Origin of the sequence: Schumannella sp. 10F1B-5-1 (assembly GCF_006517535.1) — a bacterium.
Taxonomy (GTDB): domain Bacteria; phylum Actinomycetota; class Actinomycetes; order Actinomycetales; family Microbacteriaceae; genus Schumannella.
In genome coordinates this window covers 1-206 of the sequence record NZ_VHQH01000073.1, presented here as the reverse complement: position 1 = coordinate 206, position 206 = coordinate 1, and the positions used below count along the sequence as shown (strand labels likewise).

Sequence of the window (206 nt, the reverse complement as noted above, 5' to 3'; positions counted from 1 at the left end):
AGCCCCCTCGACGAGAGCGTCCGCGCCGACGGCCGCACCCCCGCGCAGCTGCGCCCCGTCACGATCGAACGCGGCTGGAGCGCGCAGGCCGAGGGCAGCGCGCTCATCTCGTTCGGCGGCACCAAGGTGCTGTGCACGGCGAGCTTCACGAACGGTGTGCCGCGCTGGCTCACGGGCAAGGGCAAGGGCTGGGTCACCGCCGAGTA

At 73.3% G+C, this 206-nt stretch carries 1 pseudogene; it reads left to right on the top strand.

Annotation, left to right across the window (positions count from 1 at the left end):
• Positions 1-48: 48 nt before the first annotated feature.
• A pseudogene (gene rph, locus FJ658_RS15035) lies at positions 49-206 on the top strand (ribonuclease PH); the annotation flags it as partial.